Origin of the sequence: Bradyrhizobium sp. UFLA01-814, assembly GCF_046718885.1 — a bacterium.
Lineage (GTDB): Bacteria > Pseudomonadota > Alphaproteobacteria > Rhizobiales > Xanthobacteraceae > Bradyrhizobium > Bradyrhizobium elkanii.
On the sequence record NZ_JAQOSR010000011.1, the window covers coordinates 47,894 to 69,032 of the forward strand.

The 21,139-nt window shown below is 65.7% G+C and carries 22 protein-coding genes; 11 read left to right on the forward strand and 11 right to left on the reverse strand.

Annotation, left to right across the window (positions count from 1 at the left end; genetic code table 11):
* The first annotated feature begins 200 nt into the window (after positions 1-200).
* Positions 201-902 (forward strand): ribulose-phosphate 3-epimerase, encoded by a 702-nt coding sequence (rpe, locus tag PMN64_RS05645; RefSeq protein ID WP_411779990.1) that lies wholly within the window; start codon positions 201-203, stop codon positions 900-902.
* 13 nt (positions 903-915) lie between these two features.
* Here the strand turns inward: rpe and PMN64_RS05650 are convergent, their stop codons facing one another.
* The 7 genes from PMN64_RS05650 to PMN64_RS05680 all read right to left on the reverse strand — a co-directional run bounded on the left by PMN64_RS05650 (position 916) and on the right by PMN64_RS05680 (position 6,667).
* Complete coding sequence (locus PMN64_RS05650; RefSeq protein WP_411779991.1) at positions 916-2,394, reverse strand: serine/threonine protein kinase; 1,479 nt, start codon at positions 2,392-2,394, stop codon at positions 916-918.
* Between the two features lie 5 nt (positions 2,395-2,399).
* The gene (locus PMN64_RS05655) at positions 2,400-3,140 is read right to left on the reverse strand and encodes a metallophosphoesterase family protein (protein WP_411779992.1); all 741 of its coding nucleotides are present in this window, start codon (positions 3,138-3,140) and stop codon (positions 2,400-2,402) included.
* 107 nt (positions 3,141-3,247) lie between these two features.
* A complete protein-coding gene (locus tag PMN64_RS05660) occupies positions 3,248-3,841 on the reverse strand; it encodes a TetR family transcriptional regulator (RefSeq protein WP_304496038.1) in 594 nt (197 codons plus the stop codon).
* Positions 3,838-3,972, reverse strand: a complete 135-nt coding sequence (locus PMN64_RS05665; RefSeq protein WP_016843141.1) for a hypothetical protein — start codon at positions 3,970-3,972, stop codon at positions 3,838-3,840. The genes PMN64_RS05660 and PMN64_RS05665 overlap by 4 nt, the downstream gene beginning before the upstream one ends.
* 625 nt (positions 3,973-4,597) lie before the next feature.
* Positions 4,598-5,206: a hypothetical protein gene (locus tag PMN64_RS05670; RefSeq protein WP_411779993.1), complete on the reverse strand. Its 609-nt coding sequence runs from the start codon at positions 5,204-5,206 to the stop codon at positions 4,598-4,600.
* A complete protein-coding gene (locus PMN64_RS05675) occupies positions 5,199-5,888 on the reverse strand; it encodes a hypothetical protein (protein ID WP_411779994.1) in 690 nt (229 codons plus the stop codon). Before PMN64_RS05675 ends, PMN64_RS05670 begins: the two co-directional genes overlap by 8 nt.
* The gene (locus PMN64_RS05680) at positions 5,885-6,667 is read right to left on the reverse strand and encodes a MotA/TolQ/ExbB proton channel family protein (RefSeq protein WP_411779995.1); all 783 of its coding nucleotides are present in this window, start codon (positions 6,665-6,667) and stop codon (positions 5,885-5,887) included. Before PMN64_RS05680 ends, PMN64_RS05675 begins: the two co-directional genes overlap by 4 nt.
* 244 nt (positions 6,668-6,911) lie before the next feature.
* Here PMN64_RS05680 and PMN64_RS05685 point away from each other — a divergent pair, with 244 nt between their 5' ends.
* The 3 genes from PMN64_RS05685 to PMN64_RS05695 all read left to right on the forward strand — a co-directional run bounded on the left by PMN64_RS05685 (position 6,912) and on the right by PMN64_RS05695 (position 10,328).
* Complete coding sequence (locus tag PMN64_RS05685; RefSeq protein WP_028339907.1) at positions 6,912-8,282, forward strand: histidine kinase; 1,371 nt, start codon at positions 6,912-6,914, stop codon at positions 8,280-8,282.
* 1 nt (position 8,283) lies between these two features.
* Positions 8,284-8,952, forward strand: a complete 669-nt coding sequence (locus PMN64_RS05690) for a response regulator (protein WP_411779996.1) — start codon at positions 8,284-8,286, stop codon at positions 8,950-8,952.
* 203 nt (positions 8,953-9,155) lie between these two features.
* Positions 9,156-10,328, forward strand: coding sequence for a M20 aminoacylase family protein (locus tag PMN64_RS05695; protein ID WP_028339905.1), 1,173 nt, complete (start codon positions 9,156-9,158; stop codon positions 10,326-10,328).
* A 55-nt stretch (positions 10,329-10,383) separates the two neighbouring features.
* Here PMN64_RS05695 and PMN64_RS05700 read toward each other — a convergent pair whose 3' ends face one another.
* Positions 10,384-11,436 carry an agmatine/peptidylarginine deiminase gene (locus PMN64_RS05700; RefSeq protein WP_411779997.1) on the reverse strand — a complete coding sequence of 351 codons (1,053 nt, stop codon included), beginning with the start codon at positions 11,434-11,436 and terminating at the stop codon, positions 10,384-10,386.
* A gap of 101 nt (positions 11,437-11,537) precedes the next feature.
* Positions 11,538-12,101 carry a cytochrome b gene (locus PMN64_RS05705; protein ID WP_411779998.1) on the reverse strand — a complete coding sequence of 188 codons (564 nt, stop codon included), beginning with the start codon at positions 12,099-12,101 and terminating at the stop codon, positions 11,538-11,540.
* 184 nt (positions 12,102-12,285) lie between these two features.
* Here PMN64_RS05705 and murI point away from each other — a divergent pair, with 184 nt between their 5' ends.
* The 7 genes from murI (at position 12,286) to PMN64_RS05740 (ending at position 18,227) form a co-directional block, all read left to right on the forward strand.
* Positions 12,286-13,083: a glutamate racemase gene (gene murI / locus PMN64_RS05710; protein WP_411779999.1), complete on the forward strand. Its 798-nt coding sequence runs from the start codon at positions 12,286-12,288 to the stop codon at positions 13,081-13,083.
* Between the two features lie 59 nt (positions 13,084-13,142).
* Positions 13,143-13,919: an HpcH/HpaI aldolase family protein gene (locus PMN64_RS05715; protein WP_028339902.1), complete on the forward strand. Its 777-nt coding sequence runs from the start codon at positions 13,143-13,145 to the stop codon at positions 13,917-13,919.
* Positions 13,920-14,216: 297 nt separating this feature from the next.
* Positions 14,217-14,606, forward strand: coding sequence for a cupin domain-containing protein (locus tag PMN64_RS05720; protein WP_028339901.1), 390 nt, complete (start codon positions 14,217-14,219; stop codon positions 14,604-14,606).
* A gap of 118 nt (positions 14,607-14,724) precedes the next feature.
* Entirely contained in the window at positions 14,725-15,510 is a 786-nt protein-coding gene (locus tag PMN64_RS05725) for an acyltransferase (protein ID WP_411780000.1), read from the forward strand.
* Between the two features lie 270 nt (positions 15,511-15,780).
* On the forward strand, positions 15,781-16,398 hold the full coding sequence (rpsD, locus tag PMN64_RS05730) for a 30S ribosomal protein S4 (protein ID WP_016843156.1): 618 nt from the start codon (positions 15,781-15,783) through the stop codon (positions 16,396-16,398).
* A gap of 117 nt (positions 16,399-16,515) precedes the next feature.
* The gene (locus PMN64_RS05735) at positions 16,516-16,743 is read left to right on the forward strand and encodes a hypothetical protein (protein ID WP_411780001.1); all 228 of its coding nucleotides are present in this window, start codon (positions 16,516-16,518) and stop codon (positions 16,741-16,743) included.
* A 416-nt stretch (positions 16,744-17,159) separates the two neighbouring features.
* Positions 17,160-18,227 carry a threonine aldolase family protein gene (locus tag PMN64_RS05740; protein ID WP_411780002.1) on the forward strand — a complete coding sequence of 356 codons (1,068 nt, stop codon included), beginning with the start codon at positions 17,160-17,162 and terminating at the stop codon, positions 18,225-18,227.
* Positions 18,228-18,271: 44 nt separating this feature from the next.
* On the opposite strand, the gene PMN64_RS05745 is transcribed toward PMN64_RS05740, so the two are convergent.
* Both PMN64_RS05745 and PMN64_RS05750 read right to left on the reverse strand, forming a co-directional pair.
* Positions 18,272-19,786 (reverse strand): serine hydrolase, encoded by a 1,515-nt coding sequence (locus tag PMN64_RS05745; RefSeq protein WP_411780003.1) that lies wholly within the window; start codon positions 19,784-19,786, stop codon positions 18,272-18,274.
* 21 nt (positions 19,787-19,807) lie between these two features.
* Complete coding sequence (locus PMN64_RS05750) at positions 19,808-21,070, reverse strand: serine hydrolase domain-containing protein (RefSeq protein ID WP_411780013.1); 1,263 nt, start codon at positions 21,068-21,070, stop codon at positions 19,808-19,810.
* Positions 21,071-21,139 lie beyond the last annotated feature (69 nt).

The window sequence follows — 21,139 nt, forward strand, 5'->3', positions numbered from 1 at the left end:
GAGCAAGGGGCGTGCCATGGCAAAAACCCAGTAAAACCAGGCGGTCCCGCGTCGAAGCGGGTTCCGCGCACCCGGCAAGAGCTGCCGCCGGCGGAAGAATTTTCCGGTCGCGGAGCGCCGTCCGCTCGCATTGCCCGCCACGCGTCCGCATGTTAGGCGGACTCACCCGTCGCCCCCTGAAGTCTTCCGGAACAGCTGACATGACTCAGTCATTCACCCCGCGTCCCCTCGTTATCGCTCCGTCGATCCTGGCGTCGGATTTCTCAAAGCTCGGCGAGGAGGTCCGCGCCGTCGATCAGGCCGGCGCCGACTGGATCCATCTCGACGTGATGGACGGACACTTTGTGCCGAACATTTCCTACGGCCCCGACGTCATCAAGGCGATGCGGCCGCACACCAAGAAGATCTTCGACGCCCATCTGATGATCTCGCCCTGCGACCCCTACCTGGAGGCGTTCGCCAAGGCGGGCTGCGACCATATCACGGTGCATGCCGAGGCCGGCCCGCATTTGCACCGCTCGTTGCAGGCAATCCGCGCGCTCGGCAAGAAGGCCGGCGTCTCGCTCAATCCGGCAACGCCGGCGAGCGCGATCGAATATGTGCTCGACCTGATCGACCTCGTGCTGGTCATGTCGGTCAATCCCGGCTTCGGCGGCCAGGCCTTCATCCGCTCGGCGATCGGCAAGATCAGCGATGTCAGGGCGATGGTCGCGGGCCGCCCGATCGATATCGAGGTCGACGGCGGCGTTGCGCCCGACGTCGCGGGCCAGCTCGCGGCCGCCGGCGCCAACGCCTTCGTCGCGGGGTCCGCCGTGTTCAAGGGCGGCACGGTCGAGGCCTACAAGACTAACATCGCCACGATCCGCCATGCGGCGGCCGAAGCTCGCGGCGAGGCGATCTGACGCTCCGGGGCAGCTAGAACACTACGGGCGGCGTGACCGCGGCATTCGCCGCCTGGTCCGCCGCCTCATCGCCCTCGCCGTCGTCCGCTTGCGATGCCAGCCGCGACGGCCGGACCACGGTCACCGTGCACGGCGCTTCCCCCGCGACCTTGGCGGACACGGTGCCGAGCAGCGCACGCCGCGGCGAGTTCTGCCGCGCGCCGATGATGATGTGGTCGACCAGATTGACCGCGGCAAATTCCAGGATCGCGGCGGCGGGATCGATCGCCTCCAGCACATGCACGGTCAGCCGCCCTTCCTCGAGCCCGAACGGCCGCGCCCAGTGCTGCAGCGCCACCAGGCGGTCGACGTGCTTGTTCTGGCCCTGCTCGTCATGGGTGCGGTCGATCGCCAGGCGATTGAGCTTCAGCACGTTCACGCAAGCGAGTCGCGCCGACGGCGAGGTCGACAGCACGCGCTCGGCGGTGTCGCGGATGGTGTCGTTCAGCGCCTCGGCCCCCTCGCCGATATCGAGCGCGACGGCAACGATCGGGCTCGAGGCGAGCTGGGCCGCGACATCGGACTTCGGCCGCGGCGGCACCGCGCCGAGATTGAAACGGCGGCGCCAGACCGTGCCGAGCGGATCGCGGCTCAGCCGCTGCGCCCGCGCCGTCAGCTTCACCTGATCGGGATGGCCGAGATCGAAGGCAAGCTGCGCCGCGGTCGGATAGCGCGCCGCGGGGTCGATCTCCAGGCAGCGCAGCACGATCTCCTGCAGCCATGGCGGATAGTCGGGCCTCAGCTGGCGCGGCGGATAGGGGTCACGCCACAGCCGCCGGCGCATGCCGCGCAGGCTTTCGGTCTCGCCGAACGGGCGGACGCCGGTGGTGAAGAAGTAGAGCAGCACGCCGAGCGAAAACAGATCGCTGCGCGGATCGTCGCGCACGCCGAGCAGGCGCTCCGGTGCCATGTAGGGCGCGGTGCCGTAAGGCAGGCGAAACTCCTCCTGCAACAGGTCGGGCAGATGCCGGTGATGCGAGAGGCCGAAATCGATCAGCACCGCCTCGCCGCGCTCGCGCAACATGATGCTGCTCGGCTTGATGTCGTGATGGATGACGTTCTGCCGGTGCAGGCTGGCGAGCGCGGTGGCGACCTTGCCGCCGATCACCCTCGCCTCCTCATACCGCATCGGCAGCTCGCCGAGCCGCTTGTAGAGCGTCTGCCCGGGGATGCGCTCCATCACCACATAGGCCTGGCGTTCGAAGTCGCCGGTGCCGAAACAGGCCGGCACATGCGGCCCCGACAGCCGCGGCAGGATCATCTGCTCCATCTCGAAGCTGACGATCGCGGCCGGATCCTCGCCCTCCGAGGTGAGCGGCACCTTCATCAGCAGCGGCACGGTGATGCCGGGATGGGTCACGCTCCACAGCGTTGCCATGCCGCCGCGATGCACGCGTTCGCCGATGGTGAAGCCATCGATCTCGGCGCCCGCCTGCATCGCCAGCGCCGCCATCGGCGTCACCGGCCGAGCGGCAGACGGTCGGCGAGCCTGTGCGGCAGGCCGCTCGCCTTGATCCGCGCCGCCGCGGTTGCGACGTCATAGGGCACGCGATGGTAGGTGATCTCGCGGCTTATGGTGTCGAACACCGCAAACGACGCCGCGGGATCGCCGTCGCGCGGCTGGCCGACCGAGCCGAGCACCGCAAGCCAGCGCCGCCCCGGCAGCAACTGGACAGCGACGCCCGAAGTCGGAACGAAGCTCGTCATCTTGGCGGTCGAGGACATCGAATAGAGGCCGGGACGATGGATGTGGCCGCAGAACGTGATCTGCAGCTCGGTTGCCATCATGCTGCGCGCGGCGTCGGCGGTGTCGCGAACATAGCGCCATTTCGTGGGCTCCGAAGCTTCGGAGTGCACGTAGAGCCTGTTGTCCTCCTGCCGCGACATCGGAAGCCCGGCAAGGAACGCAATCTGCTCGCCGCTGAGCCGGCCGCGAGTCCAGTCGATCGCGGTCTGCGCCTCGGCATTCATGCTGTCGCTCGGCACGCCGATCGCATTGTCATGATTGCCGCGCACCGCGATCGCGCCCTTGGCGACGAGGCCCATCACCGTGTCGACAGCCCATTCCGGATCGGCGCCGTAGCCGACGATATCGCCGAGGCAGATCAGCCGCTCGGCGCCGCGCGCACGCGCAGCATCGAGGCAGGCGGCGAAGGCCTGCCGGTTGGCGTGAATATCGGCGAACAGTGCAAGCCGCATCGTGGTCCGCGTTGCTGATCCCTATCCGGTATCAAGCACACGCGGCCCCGGGCTCGCAATCGGGCCAAAGGCATCAGGTGGTCAGAGGATGTCGGCAGAAAGGTCGGTCAGGGCTTGCAGACCCGCAGGCCCTTCAGCAGCAGGGCCAGCAGCGCATCGATCCGTCCCGGACATTCCGGCTTGGCCCATTCCTCGGCATGCGCCGGGTGATGGTAGCGGACGGTGGCGTCGAACACGGCACGCGCGGTCGCCTTCACATTGTCGATCTCGAACACGCCCTGCGCGACACCGTCGGACAGGATTTTCGCGATCAGGTCGACCTGCTTGTCCTTGTAGGCTTCCACCACCTCACGCGCGTCCTGCGCCAGCGCCAGATAGGTCGCGAACATCTCGGGATCGTCGCACACCTTCTTCTGCTTGATCGTGAAGGCGGTGCGCAGCCATTGCTCCAGCCGCTCCGGCGCGGGGCCATTGCCAGCTGCGATCTTGCACAGCGGCTCGTTGGCGCGGTCGAGCCAGCGCTTGGCGACGGCATCGCGCAGCGAGGCTTTGCTGGGGAAGTGACGGTAGACGCTGCCGTGGCTGACATCCAGCGCACGGGCAACGTCGACAACGGTGGCCTTGGTCAGCCCGAAGCGCCTCAAGACATCCTCAGTTGCCTCGAGGATCCGCTCGGGTGTCAAAACCACCGCCTCGTTCATGCGTTTACCGTCTGGTTATCGCTGTCCTGCCCGCGGGTGAACTTGGCGGCCTGGGCAGCCAAATGGCGGGCGACGCGAAGATTGAGCCACTGTTGAATCTGGGCGGTCAATTGAAAGATTTCTATGGTCATGGAGGTAGTCCTTCGAGGTAGTCAAATTAAGTCCGGCTCCCCGGCCAAACGCCGGAACAGCCACTGGGCGCCCTCCTCCCTTCGGCTGATGAGTATATACACCATCCCGCTGACAGATTTCAATATCTGTCAGACAATATTTTGTGAAATGACAGCCGTGGCCCGGGAAGGGCCCACCCCTGGCTTCTGGGCGCTACAACGTTCCGTGAGCAGCCGGGGCGATCTGCCAGTCCGCGCCTATGTCTCGCTCAGGGCTACCCAGGAGAGGTTTGCATGGACCGGCCAATGACCTTGAAGGAGATCGCCAAGATCACCGCGGGCGCGGTGGTCTCGCTCGTCATTGTCGGGTGGCTGATGGTTCTCGCGATCGCATTCCTGACGGTGCTGTGAGCCCGCCTGACCGCGCCGGCCCCCTCACCGAGCCTGCCGCCGGAATCGAAAGGGGCCGCTTCACGCAGCGGCCCCTTTGCCGGGAAAAATGGCTTGGGGATAAAATCTAGCCCCGGTTAGCCCCAAGACTACACACTTCAGGGAATTGAGGAATTCCGGATGATTACTGTCCACCCCGCTGACTGATTATTGCCGATCCCTATTTTTATGCCACCCTTCCTGGGTAGGCATCCCGCTATTGCTGCGCGTCCTTGGGCGGCATCCGGGGCGGCGGCAGCGGCGTGAACACCGACCCTTGCGCGCCGGCCGGCGGGGGCACGAACGTCCCCGTGGTGGAATCACCGCCCGTCGTCTCCAGGATCGTCTTCGGCGTGATGTACTCCCTGACGAAGTCCATGATGGTGCCGTCGCCGCCTCCGAAATCCGCCGCCCGCCCGCCTTGCGGATGCCCGGCCTTGATCTCGTTCTCGGCGGTGTGGGTCTGCTCCGCCAACGCCTCGCTATAGGGAATGCGGAAAGCGCGCGGGATCGCGCTCGGCCTGTTGTCCTCGTCGAGCTCCTCGACCCAGAGATAGATCGAGCCGGGGTCGCCCTCCAGCGAATGCGGCTCCACGATCCGCGTCGACAGCAGCTTGAAGTTCGCCGGCAATTTTTCCGCGGACGCCCAGCCGAGCAGACCGCGCATGCCGCCGAAGCTGACGAAGTAGAACGCGCTGGTCACGACGATGACGACAGCCTTCAGCGACCAGTGCAGTCGCGCATAGACCAGCACGATCAGGAGCAGCGCACCGACCACCGCGTATGCGATCGCAAGCGTGAGAATGACCGACTGCAAGCTAATCATTGCGGAGCACCCTGACGCGGCTTTTCGGGACACCGGTTTTCGGATCGAGGTCGCCGCCGTTGCGCCAGCTGCTGCGGAAGGTTTCGAGCAGCGACTTCGGCCGCCGGTCCACGTTGATCACCTTGCCCTCGGCGTCGAGACGAAACCTGACCGCGGTCTTCTCGTCGCCCGTGTGATCGACGGTCAGCTTGTCGTCGAAGATCACCTGCGCCGTCGGATTGAGCTTCTGCACCTTCACATTGGCCTGCACCGGCTCGCCGGTCGTCGCCTGGAAATGCGAGACGTTGACGGTGTATTCGCCGGCGACGATGCCGCGCAGCGTGACGATCTCCTCGCGTATTGGCGAGGCGATCTTCTTGCCGTTGACGATGATGAAGTCGTTGGCGCCACCACGATCGTCGCGATCGAGCGTCAGGAAGCCGGCTTCGCGATGCCGGTACCAGGCGATGTTGCCGGCCGGATCCTGCACGAACAGGTCGAGATCGTCAGGATGGTTGTCCGGCCAGTCCATCGTGATGATGAACTCCGCCTTGGATTCGATCTTGCCTTCCTTGGAGTCCGGCGACACCGCAAGCAGCGCCAGGAAGAACAGGAAGGCGATGACCTGCAGCGCCTTGAATAGCATCACGCCGAGCGGATCGAACGGCTCCTCGCGCGGATAGAGCCCGAACTCATCCATCATGACGGCGTACCAAGGCGACGTTCCAGGGCCGGCGTGACGTGCGTCTCGGTCAGCACGACGGCGTCGGAAAACACCCGCTGGGTCGCAGAATCGAGCATGTAATACTGGATCCGCACCAGGATCGATCCAATCAGTCCGGCCAGCGTCGTGTACATCGCGACCGCCATGCCGTCGCTCATCAGGCCCATCGACGATTTCATCGCGACCTTGTCGGCGGCATCCAGCGAAGCGATCGGCGCCAGCATGATGATGAAGCCGATGATGGTGCCGAGCAGGCCGAGCTTCATCAGCGTATCGGAGACGAAGGCGCCAAAGCCGTTGGACCCGCGCAGCCGGTCCGCCAGCGTCCGCAGCAGCAGGGTCTGGTCGATGCGACCTTTGGCCTGCGCCTCGGCTTTCTGCACCAGGCTTTTGATGTGATCGGTGACGAGCCCGCCGGGCAGGCCGCGCGCATCCGATGCAAGCGCCCCTGATGCAAGGATCTTGGCACCATCGGGCGCGGCGAGGATGGTGCGGCAGGAGCGCGCGACCTCGCCTTCCCGCGCGATCGCCCGCGTCCGCCAGAAGCAATGGATGCAGGTGACGATGTAGAGGACGGCGATGAGGCTGGAAATGTAGGTGCGGTCGGAACTGATCATGAGGCGGATCAGCCCGTAGCGCCACAGCAGGAAAGCGGCGAACACCGAAAGGCCGGTGAAGATCATCCAGAGCAGCAGGGCGCTGCGCTCCGCCGCGTCCGTGCCGGCCGATGCGGCCGCGACGTCGACCTTGGCATCCATGCTGCGTGAGCTCCCTGTGTTCCGTGAGGCTCCGCGCGGGCCTCACGTTCCGTTAGAGCAGAGCCGGCCTGCGCCGTCCAAAGACATCTGCCCAGATTTCGTCGGGCAAATTTCCCGACCTGCATAGCCTCGCATGCTTGCGATTGGCGGGGAACAGCGGTGCTGTTAGCATCGCACCTCTCGTTTGAGCATGACCAGCCGCGTCTCTCCGTTCCGGATCATGCTCTGGCCGTGGAGTGATCGCATGCGCCTCGTGCTTCAACTGGTCGCCCGCCTGCTCGTGATCGTCGCGCTATGCCTCGGCGCAGCCACCGTCTGGGCCACGATCGACGCCTATCGCAGCGTCGATCGCGCCACGCAGGCGTCCGCCGAGCGGGTTTCGCAATCGCTCGAAGCGCTGTACTGGCGCGAATTGCTGCTGCGCAGCAACCGGATGCGCGAGCAATTGCTGCCGGCACCGGACTGGCGCACCATCGAAACCATGGGCCTGATCGCGCCCGGGATCTGCGTGCAGTTCGAACCGGCCGGCGCCTTCGAGAAGCCGCTCTGCGGCCAGAGCAAGGGGATCGGCAAGGCGCCGCCGCGCTGGTTCGCGGCCACCGTGCAGATGGTGCTCGGCGATCACGCCACCGTGGAGCGGCCGATCAGCGCCCGCGCCGCGACCGCGGGAACCGTCCGCGCCATCGCCGATCCGGACGCCGCGATCGCGCTCGCCTGGCAGCACATTCTCGACAACATCCATGTCGCGCTGTTGATGGCGCTCGCCATCGCGCTGCTCGCTTCGCTTGCGATCGCGCACACGCTGGCGCCCGCTCACTCGATCGTGTCGGCGCTGCGGCGGATGGCCGACGGCGAGTACCGTACGCCGCTGCCGCGCGTCCGCTCGATGGAGCTCGCGATGATCGGGCGCGCCGTCAGCGATCTCGGCGACCGCCTCGCGCTTGCCGAGGAGGAACGCACGGTGCTGACCCGGCGGCTGCTCGAAATCCGCAACGACGAACGCCGCACGCTGGCGCGCGAGCTGCACGATGAGTTCGGCCAGAATCTCACCGCGATCCTCGCCTTCGCCAACACGATCGAGGCAAGCGCCGGCGACAAGTACGCCGCCGGCACCGAAATTGCGCAGGATGCACGGATGATCTCGCAGGCGACGCGCCGCATCATGGCGTGCCTGCGCGATACACTGAACCGGCTGCGCCATCCGCCGGCCGAAGAGCTCGGGCTGGAGGCAAGCCTGGTCGATCTCGTCGACAGCTGGCGGTCGCGCACGGCGCAGCCGATGATCCAGCTCGATTTGCAGGGCGACCTTGCCGACATCAGCGGCACGGTCGCCGCCACCGCCTACCGCGTCGCGCAGGAATGCCTGACCAATGCGCTGCGCCACAGCTCGGCGCGCGAGATCGTGCTGCGGATCGAGCGGCGGACCGGAAGCGAGAACGCCCTGCTGGTCCGCGTCGAGGACGATGGCGGCGGCGATGCGGCCAAGGTGGCGCAATCCGCGGGCTTCGGCCTCACCGGCGTCAGCGAGCGCGTCACGGCCCTCGGCGGCTCGCTGTCGATCGCGCGCGCCAGCCGCGGCCTGTCAGTCGCCGCCACGATCCCGCTCGCCGCCTGAGATGACAACCGTGACGGCGACGACGGCAAAGATTCGGGGCATCTCGATCCTGCTGGTGGACGATCATCCGGTCGTCCGCCAGGGCTACCGGCGCGTGCTCGAGCATCAGGACGATTTCCGCGTGGTCGCCGAAGCCGACAACGCCGCCAATGCCTATCGCGCGTTCAAGTCGCACCAGCCCGATGTAGTGGTGATGGACATTTCGATGCCGGGTGCCAGCGGACTGGAGGCGATCCGCAACATCCGCGCGCGCGACCCCGACGCGCGCATCCTCGTCTTCAGCATGCACAGCGAGGCGGCCCAGGTGAAGGCGGCATTCGGCGCCGGCGCCAGCGGCTTCGTCACCAAGGGCAGCGAACCGGCCGAGCTGATCGCAGCGATCCGCTCGGTGGCGCGCGGCGAGCATGCGATGAGCGACGACGTCGCGCGCGTGCTGGCGCTGGAGAGCCTGGTGCCGACCCGATCGGCGCTCGACCAGCTCGGCGAGCGGGAGATCGAAATCCTCCGGCAGCTGGCGGCCGGCAGCACCAAGGAGCAGATCGCCGCCAACCTCAACCTCAGCACCAAGACCGTGCAGAACTATCACTACCTCATCAAGGCCAAGACCGGCATGCGGACCGACGCCCAGCTGGTCCGCCTCGCCATCGAATGCGGGCTGGCGAATTTGTGAACTTCGTAGCCCGGATGCAGCGCAGCGAAATCCGGGGACTGCGCACGCGAATGGTCCCGGATTGCGCGGAGCCTGTCATCGGGCGCGCGTTCGCGCGACCCGTTGGCCCCATCCGGGCGACTGACGCCATTGCCCCGCGACAACGCGGCGGGTTACGCTACGCTGCGCCACCCACCAAAGCTCACAAGAAACGGACGCTCCCCATGCCCATCGTCAATCGCGTTGCCGCCCTCTCGGATGAAATGGCCGCCTGGCGCCATGACTTCCATGAGAATCCTGAACTGCTCTACGAAGTCCATCGCACCGCCGGCATCGTCGCCGAGAAGCTGCGCGAGTTCGGCTGCGACGAGGTGGTGACGGGGATCGGGCGCACCGGCGTGGTCGGCGTGATCCGCGGCCGCAAATCAACATCGGGAAAGACCATCGGCCTGCGCGCCGACATGGACGCGCTGCCGATCGCGGAGGCCTCGGGCGTCGCCTATGCCTCGAAGATTCCCGGCAAGATGCACGCCTGCGGCCATGACGGCCACACCGCGATGCTGCTCGGTGCCGCCAAATATCTTACCGAGACGCGCAATTTCGACGGCACCGCGGTCGTGATCTTCCAGCCCGCCGAGGAAGGCGGCGCCGGCGGCAAGGCGATGGTCGACGACGGGCTGATGACCCGCTGGGGCATCCAGGAGGTCTATGGCCTGCACAACATGCCGGGGCTGCCCGAGGGTTACTTCGCGACCACGCCGGGCGCGATGCTGGCCTCGTCGGATACGTTGAAGATTGTCGTCCACGGCAAGGGCGGCCACGCCGGCGCCGCTCCGCACGAGGCGGTCGACAGCGTGCTGATCGGTGCCCAGATCATCAATGCGCTGCAGTCGATCGTATCGCGCAATGTCGACCCGCTGAAATCGGCTGTCATCTCGATCACCATGTTCGAGGCCGGCACCGCGTTCAACGTGATCCCGGAGACCGTGACGCTGGGCGGCACCGTGCGCACGCTCGATCCCGGTGTGCGCGACCTGGTCGAGCGCCGGATCAGCGAGGTCGCCTCCAGCATCGCCAAGGCCTATGGCGGCTCGGCCGAGACGGATTATGGACGCATGTATCCGGTGACGTTGAACCACGCGCGCGAGGCCGGCGTCGCCGCCGAGGTCGCCCGCGATGTGGTCGGCGCCGACCGCGTCAACGACAATCTGGTGCCGGTGATGGGCGCCGAGGATTTCGCATTCATGCTGGAGGCGCGCCCCGGCGCGTTCGTCTTCCTCGGCATGGGCGACGGCCCGATGTGCCACCACCCGGCCTACAAGTTCAACGACAACATCCTCGGCCACGGCGCGTCCTATTGGGTGCGTCTGGTCGAGAAGCAGATGCCGGCCGGCTAGCGCCGCTCATGCAGCCACGGCCCGGTCGCTCACTTCGCGACCGGGCTGCCAGCTTTCACAGGCGCGGCTGCTGTTGCGTGGTGCAGTGGATGCCGCCGCCACCGGCGGCGATGCCATCGATGTTGAGCTGGATGATTTCCCGGTCCGGGTACAGGTCGCGCAACTTGTCGCGCGCGTTGCGGTCCGCCGCCGGGTCACCGAATTCCGGCGCGATCACGGCACCGTTGCAGACGTAGAAATTGATGTAACCGGCGGCGAAGTCCTTGCTGCTGTGCTTCGGACGCACCGTCGACGGGCCCTGCAACACCACGACATCCAGGCGCCGGCCCTTCGCATCAACCGCGCCGCGCAACAAATCGAGGTGTCGTTTGGTCACCGCATGATCGAACGACGACGGGTCTTGTTCCAGGCCGGCTACGACAACGCCGGGGCTGGCAAATCGCGCGTAGAAGTCGGTATGTCCGTCGGTGATGTCCTTGCCGGCGATGCCGGGCAGCCAGATGATCTTGTCCAGTCCGAGCAGGCGAGACAATTCGTCTTCGCATCTTGCCTTGGAGACGTCGGGATTGCGATTTGGGTTGAGGACGCAGCTCTCGGTGATGATGGCCGTCCCCTCACCGTCGACCTCGATCCCGCCGCCTTCCAGCACCAGATCGGCCTTCAAGAAGATTGCCTGCGCGGCTCGGGCCAGATGCTCTGCAACCCTGGCATCGCGTGCATATAGATGCTGCTTGCATGCATACGGTTGCGGCTTGTTGCCCCAGCCGTTGAAATTGAAACCGACGGCGCCGAGCTGCCCGGCAGGATTGGTCACAAAGACCGGTCCCGTGTCGCGCAGCCACACATCATCGAGCGGTTGAACGACGAGGCTGACCGAGGGACCGCACAGTCGCGCGGCGATGTCGTAGTCCTCCTCGCGCACGAGCATCTTCACCGGCTCATAGACCGCGATTGCCTTGGCAACGCTGGCGAGATTATTTCTGATGACGGGAAGGAGCTTCGTGCCCCAGAGCTCCACGTCGGCGCCAAAGGCCATCCAGGTGGCGGCATGCAAGGCGCCCTCGTCCGGCATGCGCCAGTTCGTTTGATGTCGTGCAGAATCGTTCATGAGCATTCGAACCGCGATGGCCGCCCCCGCTCGTCACAGGGTAACGCAGGTGTCCCCGCGCGGGCGACCATTTTGGAACGCACCGAGCCTGCCGCCCATGCCTAGCGGGCAGGGTCGACCTCGCTTGTCCCCATCATGCGCGCGGCGACACGGTCGCGCTTGACGAAGTGGTGGAAGGCGACCGCGGCGAGGTGCAGCACGATCAGCGCCAGCAAGACATAGGCGAAGAAGATGTGGCGATCCTCATAGGCATCCGCCGCCGCCTTGTCGGGCGAGGTGATCTGGGGAACGTGAAACAGGCCGAAGAAATCAGAATAATCCTGGGCGCGGGCGCCGGAATGCGCCCACCCCAGCATCGCCACCAGAATGGTGACGGCATAGAGCGCGCCGTGACTGACCCGGGCGGCGATCCGCTGCCAGGAGGGCATGTCCGCCGGCAGCGCCGGGGTCGGGTTAAGGCCGCGCCAGAGCAGCCGCAGCACGGTGAGCAGCAGCACCAGGTAGCCGATATCGGCGTGGATCGAGCGGTAGAAGAACTTGTCCGCCCGCGCCGGGACGTGGTTCATCCACCAGCCATAGGCCAGCATGCCGATGATGGCGATGCCGAGCCCCCAGTGGAACGCGCGGGCGAGCGAGCCCCAGCTCACGGCGGTATTGCGGATCATGTCGCGTGGCCCCCTTGCGGCCGCATTTTTGGATTTCACACGTCGCAGCAATAGTTTGCCGTGATACTTGCAGCTATCGGTCAAGGCCATGTGAAATTCCCGGCTTCACCGCCTTTTGTCGGCCGAAGCGGCCGGATAGCCAAAAACAACTGAATGGTAACCCTGCTTCGGATAGAGTTTTCGCGTGTCCACTCCCCCGACCATCCTTGTGTTCGATTCCGGCCTCGGCGGCCTCACCGTGCTGCGCGAGATCGTCCGCGCCCGGCCCGACGCGCATTACGTCTATGTCGCCGACGACGCTTTCTTCCCCTATGGCCACCACGGCGAGGACGAGATCATCGCCCGCGTGGTGCCGCTGGCCGGTGAGCTGATCGCGGCCCACGCGCCCGACCTCGTCGTGATCGCCTGCAACACGGCATCCACGCTGGTCATGTCGCATTTGCGCGACGCCTATCCTTTGCCCTTCGTCGGCACCGTGCCGGCGATCAAGCCGGCCTGCGCCTCGTCGAAAACGAAGCGCGTGTCGGTGCTCGGCACAAAGGGCACCGTGAAGCGCGAATATACCCGCAAGCTGATCTCGGACTTTGCGCAGGGCTGCGAGGTGACGCTGGTCGGCTCCGGCGAGCTCGCCTCGCTGGCGGAGGCTGCCCTCAGCGGCGAGAGGGTGCGCGACGAGGACATCGTGGCCGAACTCGCGCCCTGCTTCGTCGGCGATGGCGCCCACGACCCCGCCCGCACCGACACCGTCGTGCTGGCCTGCACGCATTATCCGCTGCTGCTGGAACGCCTCGCCCGGCTCGCACCCTGGCCGGTCGACTGGATCGATCCGGCGCCGGCGATCGCCCGCCGCGTCGCCGACCTGCTCGGCCCGGCGGGCTCGGAGAGTGACCAGGCCGGCGCAGAGATGATCTTCACCTCGAAGCGCCCGCACGCGCTGACGGAAGCCTTGACGCCATTCTTCGGCGGCCGCGTCCCGGCCTGATCCTTTTCGCCGCCACAACGCGCTGCTAGCCTCTGCTCTCCTTCGAGGGAGGACCAAATTTGACCGCAGCCCCGCTGACGCCGCTCAATCGCCTGCGCAAGCAGTGGCGCGACAAGCGCCCGACCTTCGGCGCGATCGCGACCATTCCGAGCATCCAGACCGTGCAGATCATGGCGCAGTCGCTGGACTGGATCATCGTCGATCTCGAGCACGGCCCGATCGATCTCGGCACCGCCCATGCGATGATCGTGGCGACCTCTGGCACGCCCTGCGTGCCGATGGTGCGGATCGCCGCCAACGAGCCGCATCTCGCCAAGGCACCGATGGACATCGGCGCGCTTGGCATCAATTTTCCGATGATCTGCAACGCAAGCGATGCGGTGAAGGCGGTGCGCAGCGTGCGCTATCCGCCGAAGGGCGACCGGCTCTGGGGACCGTTCCATGCGCCATTCCGCTGGGGTGTCTCGATGAACGACTACATGGCGACCGCTGACGACGACATGATCTGCATGATCACGATCGAGCATGTCGATGCGGTGAACCGCATCGACGAGATCATGGCGACGCCGGGCATTGACCTCGCGGTGATTGGCCCCGGCGATCTCGCCACCTCGATCAACAAGCGCGGTCTGCCCGACGATCCCGAAGTGGTCGCGCTGATGCAGCGCGCCGAACAAGGCATCATGAAGAGCGGCGTGCCGATCGGCGGCGTGGCGCGCACCGCCGAACAGGCCAATGCGATGATCGAGCGCGGCTACCTCGCGCTCGCGCTGGGCTTCGACTGGTCGCTGTTCCAGCGCGGCATTGCGGCTGCGTTCGCGGGGATCAAGCGGTAGGCGTCACAATGCGGCCGCGCGGCGCTCCGCTCGTTCACAGCTGCCGGCGAGCAGGTTCCCGTCACGTCGAGAAGGAACCGCGGCGCAACTTCCGGCGCCGCGCCTGCGATGGAGTGAACAGTACGCATCACCATTGCCGAGACAGTTCGTTCGCCTGAGTAGCTCATGAATATGCGGCGCAAACCCGCGCTGTTGGATGAACGGACTAATCCCAACGTCGCAAGTGCACATCACACATCGCCCGCTTTCCGCCGCGATTCCGCGCTGCTAGAGTTTTGCGGGTTGGGAGGAAAATGCATGTTCAGGAAATTACTGCTTGGTCTCACCGTGATTGCGCTTGCCGGTGCCGGCGCTGCCTTTGCGCAGCAGAGCGGCATCAAGCGGACGCCGCTGCAGAAGGTCGATTTTCCGCCGGGCTACAACACGGTCACCGCGATCGCCGAGGTTCCGGCCGGGGGTGCGTCGGGGCGTCACACCCATCCCGGCGCTGAAACCGGCTATGTGCTCGAAGGCGAGCTCGAACTTCTGATCGACGGCAAGCCGCCGTTGAAGCTGAAGGCGGGCGATTCCTACCAGATCCCGGAAGGTGCGGTGCACGACGCCAAGACGTCCGGCGACAAGCCGCTCAAGGTGCTCGGCGTCTACGTGGTCAAGGCCGGCGAGCCGTTGGCAAAACCAGCGCCGTGAGCAGAACCCCTTGGTCTTCGACCAATTGGTTCATCTGAGCTTCAGGTGCGGCGAGCAACCATTTGAGCTCGCCGGGCCATTGATTTTTGCCTGTTTGCTAGGGAACTGAACCGAACGGATGCGCGGTAAATTTCGTCAGATTTCATTGCCGCGCCGTCTCGTCGCCGATCTGATGCATGCATCGGCCGGCGTGCCGCTGGTCTCCCTGAAGCGCACCCTGAACGTCCGCGCAATCGTCGAGGCCCGTGCGCGTGCGGCGCAGGCACCGGGCTGGGCCGCCATCTTCGTCAAGGCATTCGCGCTGGTCGCCAGGAGCGAGCCGACCCTGCGCACGCTGCACGTCAAATGGCCGTGGCCTTGCCTCTACGAGCTGCCGCGCAGCGTCGGCATGGTGGCGATTGCGCGCGTTGAGAAGGGCGAGGACTGCGTGCTGTTCGAGCGCGTCTGTGCCGCCGACGAGATGCCGCTCGCCGAGGTCGACGCGCTGATCCGCCGCGCCAAGACCGCGCCGCTGCACGAAATCCCCTCGTTCCGCAAAATACTCTGCGTGACGCGCCTGCCGCTGCCGCTGCGCCGCCTGGCGTGGGCGATCGGGATGAATTTTGGCCGGCAGCGCGCCAATTTCTGCGGCAGTTTTGGCGTGACCTCGGTCGCGGCCTATGGCCCCGGCGAGTTGCACGCGCTGAGCCCGGGGCCATTCCTGTTGAGCTATGGCGTGATCAGGCCGGACCACACTGTCGACGTGGTGCTGCGCTGGGACCATCTGGTCTGCGACGCCGCCCTGATCGCGCAGACCTTGACCCGCCTCGAGCAGGTGCTGGGCGGCGAAATTGCCGCGGAACTGGGCGCTGGCCGGCCACAAGCCGATGCCCGGCTGGTCCGCGCGGCCGGAAGCCGCCTCTGAGGGACGAAACTGGCCAAATCTGACGCCGATTCGGCCCAAAACGCCCTGCGTTTTGTTTGACAGAACCGGACTTTCTCCTTAAGACCACCCTTGCTCGCGGGCCGGTTTCGGCCCGCGATGCGTTTCGCGACCCGTGGTCCTCCCCGAGCTTTCGAGGCGGACCTGTCGGTACAGGCCTTTTGGCCGGTACACAGGAGGGCGCGTCTCCTCAAACCTGAAACTGACAAACGCCGGCCGCTGGGTAGCGACGGCTATGCAAAAGAGGACGCGATGACAAAGCGCAGTGAGGCGAAGTACAAGATCGATCGCCGCATGGGCCAGAATATCTGGGGCCGCCCCAAGAGCCCCGTGAACCGCCGCGAATACGGCCCCGGTCAGCACGGCCAGCGCCGCAAGGGCAAGCTCTCCGACTTCGGCGTGCAGCTCCGCGCCAAGCAGAAGCTCAAGGGCTACTACGCCAACATTTCCGAGCGCCAGTTCCACGGCATCTATGTCGAAGCCAGCCGCCTGAAGGGCGACACCGGCGAGAACCTGATCGGCCTCCTGGAGCGCCGTCTCGACACCGTGGTCTATCGCTCCAAGTTCGTCTCCACGATGTTCGCCGCGCGCCAGTTCATCAACCACGGCCACATCAAGGTGAACGGCCGCAAGGTCAACATCGGCAGCTACAAGCTGAAGGTCGGCGACCTCATCGAGGTCAAGGAATCCTCCAAGCAGCTGACCCCGGTGCTGGAAGCGGCCCAGCTCCCCGAGCGCGACGTGCCCGACTTCATCGAGGTCGATCACTCCAAGATGACCGCGAAGTTCGCGCGCACCCCCGGCCTCTCGGACGTGCCGTTCCCGGTGCAGATGGAGCCGCATCTGATCGTCGAATTCTATTCGCGCTGATCACTTCAGCATTGCGAGATCCGAAAGGCCCCGGTTTTGCCGGGGCCTTTTTGTTTGCCGACAAGACGACTATTATATCCGGGACTTGGAGATGGTTGCCGTTGAGGTTTCTTGCCGATGACCCGGTTACTCGAACAGGCCTTCGAGACAGTTTCAAGCTTGCCTGACACAGAGCAGGACGTGCTCGCGCGCATCATGCTGCAGCTTGCCGGAGTCGACCAACCACCGCTCCAGCTCACGCCGGAAGAAGACGCCGATCTGGCTGAAGCCGACGCCGAGATTGCACGCGGCGAGCTGGCAACGCCCGAGGAAGTCCGTGCGATGTGGGCAAAGCACGGGCTGTGAACGTCCGTTACACGCGACGCGCTGTTGTTCAGATTGATCGGGCACTTTCCTATATCGAAACACGATCGCCCCAGGGCACGGTCCATGTGCGCGACCGCATCTTGGCACTTGTCACGCTGCTGCAAGAGCAGCCGCGTGCGGGGGCGCCCGACAAGCCGCCCAGGCGTCCGCCGGCTCTCGGCGACACCGTATCCCTACCTGATCGACTATCACGTGACGCCCACCGAGATCATCATTATGCGGTTTCGTCACGCCGCCCGGAGGCCTATACGCTAAAGCATGATCCGGAAAAGCGCGAAGCGGTTTTCCGGATACGATCATGCTCAAACAAGAAGCCAGGGCGCGATGACGATCCATCTTATCTCATCGCGTTTCAGCAGCGAATCCGCCCTCAGTGCGGAGCGATGAGGAAAGCCATGCACTACACCCCTGCCCGGCCCGATCCCAAGGCCCCGCCCGTTCGCATCAACCTTCTGTCCGATACGCAGACCAGGCCGACGCCGGCGATGCGCGAGGCGATGGCGAAGGCGGAGGTCGGCGACGAGCAGGTCGGGGACGATCCGACCACCAACGAGCTCTGCGCCCGCGTCGCCGATCTGCTCGGCAAGGAAGCCGCCGTGTTCATGCCGTCGGGCACCATGTGCAACGTTGCGGCGACGCTGGCCTATTGCCGTCCCGGCGACGAGATTTTGGCGCATGCGACCGCGCATATCATTGCGCGCGAGGGCGGCGCCCATGCCGCGCTCGGCGGTTTCCAGATCACGCAGCTGCCGGGCGATGACGGCCAGTTCACGCCGGACACCTTCCAGGCCGCGCTGCATCCGCGCACCCGCTACCAGCCGCCGCAGGTGCTCGTCAGCGTCGAGCAGACCGCCAATATCGGCGGCGGCACGATCTGGAAGAAGGCGGCGCTCGACGAGGTCGTGCGCATCGCCAAGGCCCACGGTCTTGTCACCCACATGGACGGCGCGCGGCTGCTCAATGCGACCGTCGCGTCCGGTATCTCGCCGCGCGACATGACGGCGGGCTGGGATTCCGCCTGGATCGATTTCTCCAAGGGCCTCGGCGCGCCGATCGGCGGCGTGATCGCCGGCACCCTCGCCTTCATCGACGATGTCTGGCGCTGGAAGCAGCGGCTCGGCGGCTCGATGCGGCAGTCCGGCGTCTGCGCCGCGGCCTGCATCCATGCGCTCGATCACCATGTCGACCGCCTCGCCGACGACCACGCCAATGCGCGGGCGCTGGCGCGCGGCCTGTCTCAGATCAACGGCATCGCGGTACAGGCGCCGGAGACCAACCTCGTGTTCTTCAAGCCCGACGGCGCCGGGGTATCCGGCGACAAGATGGTCGCCGAGCTGCGCAAGCGCGGCGTGACACTGGCGATGATGGACGGCCGGATCAGGGCCTGCACGCATCTCGACGTCACGGCAGCGATGATCGAGGAAGCGGTCGGACACGTCAGGGACATCGTGCGCGCGGCGTAACTCCCCTAGCCCGGATGGAGCGCTACGAAATCCGGGCTGCCAAACTACGGCAGCCGCTTTCCGACGTGGTCCGTTCCTTCCTGGTGAAGGGTCACTTGCATTGCCGCGTTCTGGCCGTCCGTGTCGAATGACAGCGCGGCATCGACGATCTTGAAAAAGAACTCGTGATCGCTGGTGGCGAAGATTTCGCGCCGCTCCTGCCCTGTCGCCTCGCTGAACAGGCGATTGCCGACCCTTGTGACGTGGATCGAAAATTCCGGCGAGAACCGATAGGTCCCGACCAGACGGTCCAGCGTCTGCGGGCTCACTGCGATGAACTTCCCGACCTTGGCCTGGCGATCCGGCCAGCCGTACTCGGCCGCGATGCCGCGCAGGATTTCGTCGACGAGGATCCGACCGCCCCAGCCGTTGGTCATGACAACGGCGCCATCGCCGTTCTCGAAAATGACCATGGTATCGATGAAGCCCTCGTTCACGCCGTTGTGCCAGAATTGCCGGTTCGGCGCCGAGCCGCGAACCAGCCAGCCCAGCCCGCGTCGTCCGATCCCAGGGGGTAGTCCGTCGGCACTGCCGAGAACCGGCGTGAGCATCTCGGCCGTCATCGATTGCGACAGAACGGGATTGCTCCGACCGGCTAACGAATCCAGCACGCCGAGCAAGAGACGGGCGAGATCGGTCGGCGTCGTCCATAATCCCGCGGCGGCCAGTTCGGGATAGACGTGCGGGCCGCCAGTCACCGGCGCGCCGTCTGACCGGTACGGTGTGGCGGCCATCTTCAAACGATCCGCAGGCAATGGCTGCGCGAAGCTGGAATGCGTCATCCCGAAGGGCTTGAGGACGACATCGTCGAGCAGCGCAGGAAACGGCCGCCCCGTCACGTCGACGAGCAGTTGCTGAACGATCGTGTAGCCGCTGCCGGAATATTGATCCTGCTTGCCGGGTTCGTGCTCGACCCGGACAGGCGCGCTGTTCGCAGGCGGCGCGCCATCGAGAATCTGGCGAAGAGAGGGGACCGGCTGGCCGGCCTGATAGCCCGGATAGTAGGGCACGTTCGTCCCGGCCGTATGGCTCAGCAACCGCCGAACTGTCACCCGGGATTGGGGATACGGATAGTCCGGAATCTTCCAGCTCTTGAGCGCAGCGTTGACGTCCGCATCGAGATCGAGCTTGCCGGGCTGGGCCAGCGCCAGAGCGGCGATGGCGGTCACCGGCTTGCTGATCGAGGCCGCCTGAAACAGCGTTTCCGGCACCACGGGCGGACCGCCGACGGCGGCTGAGCCAAAGCCGCGCGCCCATTCGATGGCGCCGCCATGAATCACCGCGACGCTGACACCGGGAACGTGCAGCTCGTTCATGCGATCGGCAAGCGTCATCGGCGCATCGCCGTCGACGACAATCGCCGTCCTCAGGCCGTTCAAGACATGGTCGATCCGCTGCATGACGTCGGCATCACCGAGGCGGCGAGGTTCTTCGGCCAGAACAGGCCGGCACGCAGTCATGGCGGCGGATGTGACGGCCACCAGGAAGAGCTTGCGGAGAGTGAATGTCGTCGCCTCCATGACCGCCTCCGCGCGCCACGTTTAGCGTCCCATCGCCTGGTAGATCAGCGTCTTCAGCTCCTGCTGGATCCGGCCGCGCTGCGACGGCGTCTGCACCATGAAGATGCCGAACAGATCGTCCGCGGGATCGATGAAGAAGAAGGTGCCGCCGACACCGTCCCAGCGATACTCCCCCAGCGGCCAGTCTGTGTTCGCCGGCACCGAGGTGCGGACCGCGAAGCCGAGGCCGAAGCCGGAGTTCGGACCGGGATAGTAGTTCTGGTCGCGCACGACGCCGGTCTCCGGACCGATATGGTCCCTCGCCATCAGCGCGATGCTCTCCGGCTTCAGATAGCGCCTGCCCTCATAGCTGCCGCCATTCAGCAGCATCTGCGAGAAGCGCGCATAGTCGCCGATGGTGCCGACCATGCCGCCGCCGCCGGATTCCCATCGCAGCGGCTTGCGCGGATTGCGGACGTCGGCGACCGGACTGATGGTGCGATCCTTCGGCATCGGCTCGGCGATCAGCGGCCATTTCGCCCGGTCGGCGACATAGAACGCGGTCTCGTTCATCCCGAGCGGGCCGAGCAGCCGCTCCTTCTCGACCTGAAACAGCGATTTCCCCGTGATCACCTCGATGATGCGGCCGAGCACGTCGGTGGAATGGCCGTAGTCCCATTGCGCGCCGGGTTGTTCGGCGAGCGGCAATGCCGCAAGCCGCGCCACGAATTCGGCATTGTCGGGATCGTTGTCGAACAGGCCGGCATCGGCGTAGGTCTTGTTCACGACACCACCGCCGTAATAGCCGTAAGGCAGGCCGGCGGTGTGGCGCATCAGGTCTTCGATGGTGATGGGGCGCTTGAGCGGCTCCAGCGTCATCGCCATCTTGCCCTCATCGCCGCGCTTTTCCACCCCGACCTTCATGTCGGCAAAGGCCGGGATATATTTCGACACTGGATCGCCGAGGGCGAGCTTGCCTTCCTCGACCAGCATCATCGCGATGACCGTGGTGATCGGCTTCGACATCGAATAGAGGCGGAAGATGGTATCCGCGCTCATCGAGAACTCGGTGGCGACGTCGCGAACCCCGAACTTCTCGTAGTAGACCGGCTTGCCATGCTGTTGCAGCAGCAGGATCGCGCCCGGGATCTTTCCGGTCGCGACCTCGTTCCGGACATAGTCGGAGACCTTGGCGAGGCCTTCCGCCGAGAAGCTGTGCGCGGCCGGCCCCGCGGAGCCGGCCTTCGCAACCGTTGCGACCAACGCGAACGCGAGTGACGCGACGAACGCGCGGCCCCCACGCATGCAAGCGCATGAGCCGATCCGCCTGAATCGGATCATGCCGTCATTCCCTTCTTTTCAACGCGTTGCTTC

What these genes read in the sequence shown, in the direction of transcription:
- rpe (WP_411779990.1), top strand. Translation starts at nt 201, where the DNA reads ATGACTCAGTCATTCACCCCGCGTCCCCTCGTTATCGCTCCGTCGATC.
- PMN64_RS05650 (WP_411779991.1), bottom strand. Translation starts at nt 2,394, where the DNA reads ATGGCGGCGCTGGCGATGCAGGCGGGCGCCGAGATCGATGGCTTCACC.
- PMN64_RS05655 (WP_411779992.1), bottom strand. Translation starts at nt 3,140, where the DNA reads ATGCGGCTTGCACTGTTCGCCGATATTCACGCCAACCGGCAGGCCTTC.
- PMN64_RS05660 (WP_304496038.1), bottom strand. Translation starts at nt 3,841, where the DNA reads ATGAACGAGGCGGTGGTTTTGACACCCGAGCGGATCCTCGAGGCAACT.
- PMN64_RS05665 (WP_016843141.1), bottom strand. Translation starts at nt 3,972, where the DNA reads ATGACCATAGAAATCTTTCAATTGACCGCCCAGATTCAACAGTGGCTC.
- PMN64_RS05670 (WP_411779993.1), bottom strand. Translation starts at nt 5,206, where the DNA reads ATGATTAGCTTGCAGTCGGTCATTCTCACGCTTGCGATCGCATACGCG.
- PMN64_RS05675 (WP_411779994.1), bottom strand. Translation starts at nt 5,888, where the DNA reads ATGATGGATGAGTTCGGGCTCTATCCGCGCGAGGAGCCGTTCGATCCG.
- PMN64_RS05680 (WP_411779995.1), bottom strand. Translation starts at nt 6,667, where the DNA reads ATGGATGCCAAGGTCGACGTCGCGGCCGCATCGGCCGGCACGGACGCG.
- PMN64_RS05685 (WP_028339907.1), top strand. Translation starts at nt 6,912, where the DNA reads ATGCGCCTCGTGCTTCAACTGGTCGCCCGCCTGCTCGTGATCGTCGCG.
- PMN64_RS05690 (WP_411779996.1), top strand. Translation starts at nt 8,284, where the DNA reads ATGACAACCGTGACGGCGACGACGGCAAAGATTCGGGGCATCTCGATC.
- PMN64_RS05695 (WP_028339905.1), top strand. Translation starts at nt 9,156, where the DNA reads ATGCCCATCGTCAATCGCGTTGCCGCCCTCTCGGATGAAATGGCCGCC.
- PMN64_RS05700 (WP_411779997.1), bottom strand. Translation starts at nt 11,436, where the DNA reads ATGAACGATTCTGCACGACATCAAACGAACTGGCGCATGCCGGACGAG.
- PMN64_RS05705 (WP_411779998.1), bottom strand. Translation starts at nt 12,101, where the DNA reads ATGATCCGCAATACCGCCGTGAGCTGGGGCTCGCTCGCCCGCGCGTTC.
- PMN64_RS05720 (WP_028339901.1), top strand. Translation starts at nt 14,217, where the DNA reads ATGTTCAGGAAATTACTGCTTGGTCTCACCGTGATTGCGCTTGCCGGT.
- PMN64_RS05725 (WP_411780000.1), top strand. Translation starts at nt 14,725, where the DNA reads ATGCGCGGTAAATTTCGTCAGATTTCATTGCCGCGCCGTCTCGTCGCC.
- rpsD (WP_016843156.1), top strand. Translation starts at nt 15,781, where the DNA reads ATGACAAAGCGCAGTGAGGCGAAGTACAAGATCGATCGCCGCATGGGC.
- PMN64_RS05735 (WP_411780001.1), top strand. Translation starts at nt 16,516, where the DNA reads ATGACCCGGTTACTCGAACAGGCCTTCGAGACAGTTTCAAGCTTGCCT.
- PMN64_RS05740 (WP_411780002.1), top strand. Translation starts at nt 17,160, where the DNA reads ATGCACTACACCCCTGCCCGGCCCGATCCCAAGGCCCCGCCCGTTCGC.
- PMN64_RS05745 (WP_411780003.1), bottom strand. Translation starts at nt 19,786, where the DNA reads ATGGAGGCGACGACATTCACTCTCCGCAAGCTCTTCCTGGTGGCCGTC.
- PMN64_RS05750 (WP_411780013.1), bottom strand. Translation starts at nt 21,070, where the DNA reads ATGCGTGGGGGCCGCGCGTTCGTCGCGTCACTCGCGTTCGCGTTGGTC.